Genomic DNA, 9,187 nt, shown 5'->3' on the forward strand with positions numbered 1-9,187 from the left:
AATTTGAAGCATATAAAATATCGGATACTTTTTCGGTTTCTATAATGTTTTCCGATACAAACATCTTTGTTACTTCTTCCATTTACGATTTAAATAAAAAATATAAGTCTCTTTCCGAGTACGGTGCCTTTGTAGCTGTTCCGAACAGATATGGCATAGTTCTAAAAAATATAAATAAAGAAACTTTGAATAATGATATCGTACAAATGATCGGATTGGTAAATTATATGTATCAACAAGGTCCGGGAAGCATTACGGATACGATATATTGGTTTGACGGTAAACAATTTTACAAAGTTATCCATGAACCAGCAAAAGGAATGATAAAACTTCCCGATGAATTAGTACGAAAATTATCGAAAATATAGGAGGTACGATAAAAAGCGCCGTCTGAAATATTGCCGTCGCTTTTTATCTCGAGTTTGCTTGGATGTTTGCAGAAGACGTGTATGCGTATTGTTTCGATAACAATCGTATGAACATTGATATACCTGTTTTGCAAACTCGACTATATTAACGTGTGCGCTTGTGCGCACGGTTAAAAACTTTTTTGGAAATTGATATTTCCTGCAAAAGTTTTTATAGGAGTCACTTATGGGACGTGTGTACAATTTTTCGGCGGGACCCTCGTGTTTGCCGGAAGAAGTGTTGAAAGAGTGTGCTGCTGAAATGCTCGATTACAAAGGCACGGGGCAGTCGGTTATGGAGATGAGCCATCGTTCGTCGGCATTTAAGCCGATCGTCGAAGACGCCGAAGCTATGGTGCGGAAACTCATGCGCGTGCCCGACAACTACAAAATCGTGTTTTTGCAGGGCGGCGGTTCGACTCAGTTTGCGATGGTGCCGCTGAATCTCGGCATACGCACAGGCAAAGCGGTCTACGTCGATACCGGCGTGTGGTCGGGTAAAGCAATCAAAGAAGCGAAAAAATACGTTTCAGTCGATGTCGCCGCGTCGTCGAAAGACCGCAATTTTTGCTATATTCCGAAAATCGATAAAATCACGGGCGATTACGATTACGCGTATATCTGTCTCAACAACACAATCAAAGGCACGCACTGGAATTATATTCCCGATACGGGCGGCATTCCGCTCGTCGCCGATATCTCTTCGTGCATCCTGTCCGAGCCGCTCGACGTGAGCGCTTTCGGTCTCGTTTTTGCAGGCGCGCAAAAAAATCTCGGGCCTGCGGGCGTTACGCTCGTCATCATCAGGGACGACCTCATCACCGACGCTCCGCAAAAACTTACGCCGACGATGCTCACGTATAAAACGCACACCGATGAAGATTCGCTGTACAATACGCCGCCGTGCTATGCGATCTACGTCGTCGGTAAAGTGCTTCATTGGATAGAAAAAAACGGCGGAGCGGAAGGCATGAAAGCGCGCAATTATGCAAAGGCCGGGCGCCTATACGACTACCTCGATTCGAGCACCGTCTACCGTGCAACCGCCGACAAAGACAGCCGTTCGATCATGAACGTGCCGTTTTTGACAAAAGAGGAAGACGAAGCGAAGGCCGACGCGATCAACAAAAAATTCACAGCCGAAGCGGCGAAAGCGGGGCTCGTAAACCTTGCGGGGCACCGTACCGTCGGCGGTATGCGCGCGTCCTTATACAACGCCATGCCGATCGAAGGCGTCGAACGTCTTATCGAATTTATGGATAAGTTTGCCGCTGAAAATTTTTAAGCGGACGAATGCCCGCCGAAAGCATATCGTTTTGATACGGTTTTCGAAACACGGCATCCATATTAATAATTTACGGGAGTCAATATGTTTAAAATTCAAACGCTCAACAAAATATCTTCTGCGGGGCTTGAACGATTTCCCCGCGACGATTATGAAATCGCATCTTCGATCAACGATCCCGACGCCATCCTCGTGCGCTCTCAAGATATGCACGGTATGACGATTCCCGATACGGTAAAAGCTGTCGCACGAGCGGGAGCGGGCGTCAACAATATCCCCGTGCAGGAGTTGACCGAGCGGGGCATCGTCGTGTTCAATACGCCCGGCGCGAATGCGAACGCGGTTAAAGAACTCGTCATACTCGGCATGCTCATCGCAAACCGCCCCGCGATCGCCGCCGCCGAGTGGGTAAAAAGTCTTGCAGGTAAAGGCGATGCGATCCCCGATCTTGCGGAAAAGGGCAAATCCCAATTCGTCGGGCCCGAACTGCAGGGCAAAACGCTCGGCGTCATCGGTCTCGGCGCCGTCGGAGCCCTCGTCGCAAACGCGGCCGTCGGTTTGGGTATGACCGTTATCGGGTACGATCCGTTTATCTCCGTCAAACACGCGTGGCAGCTCGACACGCACATCAGACAGGCGGAAACCCTCGACGCGCTGCTTTCAAAATCGGATTACATCACGATCCACATGCCGCAAACAAACGACACGAAAGGCTTTATCAACGCCGACAGATTGAACGCGATGAAAACCAGCGTACGCATCGTAAACTTTGCACGCGGAGGACTTGTCAACAATGCCGACATGCTTCAGGCGATTGCGAACGGAAAGGTTTCCATGTTCGTCACCGATTTTGCCGCGGAAGAACTGCTTGCCGATCCGAAAGTCATCTGTTTTCCGCACCTCGGCGCATCGACGCCCGAAGCCGAAGAAAACTGCGCCGTCATGGCCGTCGCAGAGCTCCGCGAATTTCTCGAACGGGGCACCATCGCCAATTCGGTCAACTTTCCGAAAATCGTCACCGAAAACGAAATCCCCTCCGGCGGTACGCGACTTTGCATTTCGAATAAAAACATTCCCGGCATGGTATCGAAGTTTTCGACGATTTTGGGTGAAGCCGAACTCAACATTGCGGGTATGATAAACCAAAACAGCGGTAACATCGCCTACAATATCATCGACGTCGAAGGCAATGTGAGCGACGATACGCTTGCAAAACTTTCCGCAATGGAAAACGTCACGCACGTGCGTGCGATTGCAGGGTGAGCGTGCTGTTTACGGAGAAATTATCCGGAGTAAATTTTTATTAAGAGGGGGGGAAGTCTCCCCCTCGCTCCCGCCCGCATCTCTCCGCAAACGTAAAATCCGCCGTTTTCCGTTTGCTCCGTTCATACGGTCGTTCGCTGCCCCCTCTGCGGGGACACCCCGCAACGCCCCGTACGCTTTGATGCCTATAGAAAATATCATCTGCCATGGAAAGACGAGGTCGTCCTGTTGTCACGTGAGCGCTTTTGATTTAAACTGCATAGCGAACAGTATGGAATCGATTCTTTTATCGCTCAACGACGAACAGAAGGCTTCCGTCGTGCAGACGGAAGGGCGCGTGCGCGTCATCGCGGGAGCGGGTACGGGCAAAACGAGAGCGCTGACGTCGCGCTACTGCTACCTCGTCGACGAAGCGGGCATCGCTCCGGGCAATATTTTGTGCGCGACTTTTACGAACCGCGCCGCGAACGAAATGAAACAGCGCGTGCGTAAGCGGCTCGGAGATGTCGATTTGGGATATATCTGCACGTTCCACGCGTTTTGCGTTCAGCTGCTCAAAGAAGACATCAGCGTTTTAAACTACCCGAAAAATTTCGTCATCATGGATACGGAAGACGAGCGCGATATTCTGCTGCGCATCTTTTCCGATATGCACATTACGATGCGGGAGATGACGGTGCAAAGCGCGATCGACGAAGTGCTCGAAGCGAAAAAGATGCGCGCCGACACGTATATCGACGATATCTACCGCATGAACAACGAACAGCTCCGCGAACGTTTCAATTTTATCAAAGACCGCCGCGATGAAATTTTTGCACGCTATATCTACGAGCAGAAAAAAATCTTCGGTCTCGACTTCAACGATTTAATAAATTTTACGACGTACATCCTCGAACATTTTCCCGCCGTGCGTGAAAAATGGCAGACACGCATGCAGTACGTCATGGTCGACGAATTTCAGGACGTGAGCAAAAAACAGTACAAAATCGCACAGACGCTTTCCGCAAAGCACGGGAATCTCTACATCGTCGGCGATCCCGATCAAACGATTTATTCGTGGCGCGGCTCGCACGTAAAACTCTTTTTCGATTTCGATAAAACTTATCCCGATGCGAAAACGTTTTTGCTTTCGAAAAATTACCGCTCGACGCCGGAAATCATCAAAGCCGCCGATACGCTGATCGCAAAAAATACCGTGCGTTATCAAAAGACGCTTAGGGCGGAAAAGGCGGCGGGCGCCAAACCGATTTTTTGCCATTGTAAAAGCGAAGGCGAAGAAGCGCTTTGGATTTTTAATAAAATCGATGAGCTTGCAAAACGCGGCGTAGCCTACGGCGACATAGCAGTTTTATATCGCGCGCACTATCTTTCCCGCGCGATCGAAGAAACGTTTATCGATAAGCGTGTACCCTATAAATTTTACAGCGGTATAGAATTTTACAGCCGCAGGGAAATCAAAGATATCGTGTGCTACCTCCGCATGATCACGTCCGGTGACGACGTCGCGTTTTTGCGCACGGTCAATATGCCGTCGAGGAAAATCGGCAAAGCGAAAATAGATGCGCTGCGGACTCTTGCCGAACAAAACGGTACAGCGCTCTACGATGAGCTTAAAAAAAATATCGATACGCCGCTTTTTGCAGGCACCGGAGCGCGCGCATACGTCGAAGCGATAGAAACGCTTCGCGCATCGTATACCGCCCTTCCGCTCGGTACGCTGCTGCAGGCGGTTATGGACAGGTCGGGCTACGAAGCGTACTTGCGTCTGCAAAACGATCAGGACAGGCTCGACAACGTTGCCGAATTTCGCCGTGCGGTGGAAAAAGCGGGACAGGACGACGACGCGAATCTGGAAGACTTTCTCGCGCACATAGCGCTCTTTACCGATTTGGATAGGGAAGAAAATCGAAGCAATGTCAAACTCATGACGATCCACGCGGCAAAAGGCATGGAGTTCCCGTATGTGTTTGTCTGCGGTCTGAACGAAGGCGTGTTCCCGTCGCGTAAAACGCTTTCGCTCGACGATATGGAAGAGGAACGGAGGATCGCGTATGTTGCGATGACACGTGCGAAAGACGCGCTCTTTTTGTCGGATGCGGAAGGGACGGCGAACGACAACCTTTTTAAACAGCCGTCGCGTTTTATTTTCGATGCGGGACTTGAAAACCTCACGCTTGAAAAAGAATTCGACGAATCGCTTGTCGTGCAGACGAAAACGCTCATCGATTACAGCGAAGCGCAGCTCAAACGGATCGGCACACCGTACGAAGAAGGCACACGCGTGCGTCATCCGATTTTCGGCTGCGGCACCGTCATTTCGGTAAACAAAAAAGCCGGCTGTTACGGCATCGCGTTCGATTCGATGCAAACCGAGCGGAGCATCCGTTTCGGTGCGGAATTGAGCGAAGTGGAGTAAAGGACGCGCGTTGCTTGTCCGCTCTTCGATGCGAAATTGTACGGGGAATTTATCACTTTTAATTATTTGCTATTAGACGATATTATTTTTTGAAAATCCGATATTCGGTCTTTTGGATAAAAATCGATTTTCGTGTGAGGGTCTCACACGGTGATGACGGGGGCGCGCGCGGGCGTTCCCGTTTCGAGGATGAAGAGAATGATAAGAATGATTCGGCTTGGGGCCTTTTGCTCGAACTTAAGACGGCTTCCGGTAAGCTGTACAATACCGCCCTTGATCGAACGTCGTTTGCCCCATCGAACACGCCGGAAATGCTTAAAGCGGTGTTCATAAGCGGAGTATTGACCGCAGAGCCGTCTTTGATAATGGGGCTTACCACTTCCCCGTGGACTTACCGGGTGCCGCCACGTCTGCCCGAACAATGAGATGCTTGTTCGTTTCGCTATGGTAGCTCGCTTCGAGCTTACTCGTCTGCTTCGTGACAACCCGCGTCTCGCCTAAATATATGTGCTTTGAATACTGCCCTTCGGGCAATCCTTTATCCGTGTGCCACGTCCACATCGTATTGAAATACAGCGTCTCGTTCGAATGTGTCGCCGTCCATTTAGCCGCTCGATTGCCGTCCGCACTGTACACATAGCGTGTATCGTATACAGAGTTCACGCTCCGTATTAAGAGGTTTCGGCTGTTCCACTCATACCTGCGCTTATTGTTCGGTACGGGTTTCTTTCCGCTATTACCGCTTCCTCCCCACGGCCATGCCCACGCATAGTCCGCTTCATAGACGCTCTCTCCTTCTTCATTCGTCTGCGTCGTTACGGTTACGGGGGTAAGGGTCGTTGTGTCCTCATTCGGGGCAACGCCGTCGCTTTCGGACGTTACATTCCCGTTCGCATCGTACGTGTAGTACCGCCAGCCTCTCTTTTCGCTTCCCGCTCGAGTGAGGCGGTGTGCATAGTCTGCGTCGTACTCGTACGTAAACTCGTAGTTTAAATCGTCCCCATTCTTTTTTTGCATTGCAGGAGTGATTATTTCAGAGCTCTTTTTCTGCGTCATGTTCCCGATCGTATCGAAGGAGAAGTCCTGCGTATACGTACTCGAATAGTCGGGGGAGCCGGGGATCGCGTAGGGGTTATCTTCGGTCATACCGGTTGCGGAAATAAGCTGGTACAGCGCATCGTAGGTATATGTCTGCTCCGTACGGTAGCGAGAACCGTTCATACAGTCGTTTTCATAGCTCTTCACGTTGCCGACGTCGTCGAAAGAGTATTCGATATTCTGGTACTGCTTTCCGTATGTATTTTGAGTATCTATATGTGAAAGCCATCTCATATCGGCATCGTACGTGTAGTTCGTCTCCACACCGTTTCCGTATTTGATGTACACCCGCTGTCCGTATTCGTCATAGCCGATGTTTTCTATTTCAGGACGACGCTTTATGTGCCAACCGGCTTCGCTTGAAGCTTCGCCTGTCGGCTCGCTGCGAGGCCGCACTTCGGTAACCCTCATTCCCGCCGCCGCTCCCGCTCGTGGCGGGAACGCTATGCGGTGCTCCAATCCGGCGTAGGCGGATTGAAGTAAAATACACATTTTTTGAAAAATTATTATTTTTTTTATAAAAATACTGTTCGTTTACGGATACTTTATTATATCCGTATTCAATTTAAGCGAAGGCATAATAAATGTAGAGCCTTCCATACCATTAGAATTTAGTGCCTTATACGCTTCTTCCCTACCTTGTCGGTTTTCTACGTCATTAGGATTCAATCTTATACTTTCATCGAAATCAATTATAGCTTCCCGATATTTTCCCAAGTTTAAATATGCCATTCCCCGCATTTTATAAATATTTGCATCAGAAGGTTTTAATTGCAACGCCTTGTTAAAATCATTTATCGCCGCTCCATATTTTTTTAAATAAATAAATGCCGTTCCTCGTCCCGCATAAGCATAAACAGACGGAGCTATTGTTTCCGCTTTTGTAAAAGCCGTTATCGAATCTTCATAGCGCCTCATATTATAATAAACCACTCCACAGCCCAGATATGCGCTCATAAAATCGGGTTTTACTATTAGTACATGAGTAAAATCATCCAACGCTTTATCATATTGTTCCAAAAGATTATATACCGTACCGCGTTCAAGATAGACTTCTATCGCTTCTGAATTAAATTCTATGGATTTTGTATAATCATCAAGAGCTTTTTCATATTCTCCCAAAATACCATAAGTTCGTCCCCTATTAAAATAATACGTATCTTGCGGTCCTTTTATTACTGCAGCAAAATGTATTGCTATTGTATATTTTTCCAGAGCCTTTTGATACTGCCCGAGTTTAAAATATGCAAGTCCTTGAAAATTATAGCCGTCGGCATAATAAGGGTTTATTTCTATCGCTTTTGAAAATCCTGATATCGCCTGCTCATAGTTGTTAAGTTCGTAATGACAATATCCATACAGAACATACGGCATCATATCCATAGAATCTGCAGGATTCGGATGAGCGATTAATGTTATTGCTTTTTCAAAATCCTCTATTGCTTTGGTGTATACTTTTGTCCTTGTATAGAGCATTCCTCGATACGTATAGGCAAGTGCATAAGAAGGATCGACTCTTATCGCATTATTAAAACAATCCAAAGCTTTAAGATTGTCTCCCTCTTCCTGATATTTTTCTCCTAACCCAACAAGCTGTTTGGCAGACGGCAACTCTGTCAGCGTTGAAGGTGCGTCAGTTGCGGTTTTGTTTTGTGAGACCGCATCAATTGTCCTGCAGCTCATGAAAAATATCGAGCTTACTGAAAGACACGATAAAAATATTTTTCGTAAAATTATAGAACCAATCATTTTCATTCTTTCCTCCTGCATTTCTAGAATCGTGTCGTATATGAAAAAGTAAATTGTATATTAGGTATTACATTAGATGGAACTGTAAAATTAGCAGAAGTGGTAATGGACAAAGAACTTACGTTTCCAATCGTCAGATTGAGATTACCGTTGAGGTTTGTACTAAGCTTAAAACCTCCTTCCGAGATAGGTATAAATTCTACTGTATAATTGAAGATTGCGCCGATAGAAAAATTACTAGATCCTGAAATACGCATACCCGGAACATCAAACCCTTTTTCCTTTAAATTGTTATTAAAATCTATAAGAGCATCAATTAATCCTGTATCTAACGCAACCGCAGTACCGAATCCCACCATCATAAGGGTTGGGACAAAAGTTTCCGTATCTTCTTTTGCAAGTTTTGCTATGTCAGTAAATATCCTTTGTATATCATTTGCATTGATAATTGCATCTGCTTCTGACATTGGTTTATCAGGATTAGGCTTCTCAAATAGAGGAGCCAATTTAGTTGCAAGCTTTATACCTAACTTAATAGTATCAACAACAGTATCATCCTCCCTTCCATCCGGGTCAATATACTTCACGGGATTATTCCCCGCATAGTGATACAGCTGGAAGTTTACAATATTGTATATCCCACCCATACCGGGCAAATCCTGATTATGTTTGCGTGCCTCATCGTTCACCGGCGCCATCGGTATATAATCACTCACCGCCGGATCCGCACTCATCCACCTCGAGTACTTCGCATCCAAATATCATAGAAAAATATTAATCAAAAATTTGGAAACCATTCCTCAATTGTCATTTTATTAGAATCAATACTAAACATTTCCATTACTTCCGTTTCATAGACCTCTCCATCATCATCTAATGCAATTCCTCTAATAATGAAAGGAGATTTTATGGTTGCCATAGATAATCCTAATAGGTACTTTTGCATAAATTCAGTTTTTATATCAACGC

General features: G+C 46.8%; 6 protein-coding genes and 2 pseudogenes. 4 read left to right on the forward strand and 4 right to left on the reverse strand.

What is annotated here, in order from left to right; translation table 11 throughout:
* The 4 genes from JSQ97_RS12090 to JSQ97_RS12105 form a co-directional block, all read left to right on the forward strand.
* On the forward strand, positions 1–368 hold a 368-nt coding region (locus tag JSQ97_RS12090), incomplete at its 5' end, for a hypothetical protein (RefSeq protein WP_205076277.1).
* A gap of 226 nt (positions 369–594) precedes the next feature.
* On the forward strand, positions 595–1,692 hold the full coding sequence (gene serC, locus JSQ97_RS12095) for a 3-phosphoserine/phosphohydroxythreonine transaminase (RefSeq protein WP_205076278.1): 1,098 nt from the start codon (positions 595–597) through the stop codon (positions 1,690–1,692).
* Positions 1,693–1,776: 84 nt separating this feature from the next.
* The gene (locus tag JSQ97_RS12100) at positions 1,777–2,955 is read left to right on the forward strand and encodes a phosphoglycerate dehydrogenase (protein WP_205076279.1); all 1,179 of its coding nucleotides are present in this window, start codon (positions 1,777–1,779) and stop codon (positions 2,953–2,955) included.
* Between the two features lie 181 nt (positions 2,956–3,136).
* Positions 3,137–5,371 (forward strand): ATP-dependent helicase, encoded by a 2,235-nt coding sequence (locus JSQ97_RS12105; RefSeq protein WP_205076280.1) that lies wholly within the window; start codon positions 3,137–3,139, stop codon positions 5,369–5,371.
* Between the two features lie 152 nt (positions 5,372–5,523).
* Here the strand turns inward: JSQ97_RS12105 and JSQ97_RS12985 are convergent.
* The 4 genes and pseudogenes from JSQ97_RS12985 to JSQ97_RS12125 all read right to left on the reverse strand — a co-directional run.
* Positions 5,524–5,794: pseudogene (locus JSQ97_RS12985) on the reverse strand (DNA-binding domain-containing protein); the annotation flags it as partial.
* Positions 5,795–7,003: 1,209 nt separating this feature from the next.
* Complete coding sequence (locus JSQ97_RS12115) at positions 7,004–8,224, reverse strand: tetratricopeptide repeat protein (RefSeq protein ID WP_205076281.1); 1,221 nt, start codon at positions 8,222–8,224, stop codon at positions 7,004–7,006.
* A gap of 551 nt (positions 8,225–8,775) precedes the next feature.
* Positions 8,776–8,979 (reverse strand): annotated as a pseudogene (locus JSQ97_RS13165) (RHS repeat-associated core domain-containing protein); the annotation flags it as partial.
* A gap of 17 nt (positions 8,980–8,996) precedes the next feature.
* The coding region (locus JSQ97_RS12125; RefSeq protein ID WP_205076282.1) for a hypothetical protein at positions 8,997–9,187 on the reverse strand (191 nt) is incomplete at its 5' end.

Source organism: Treponema sp. Marseille-Q4523 (assembly GCF_016901105.1).
Taxonomy (GTDB): Bacteria; Spirochaetota; Spirochaetia; order Treponematales; family Treponemataceae; genus Treponema_D.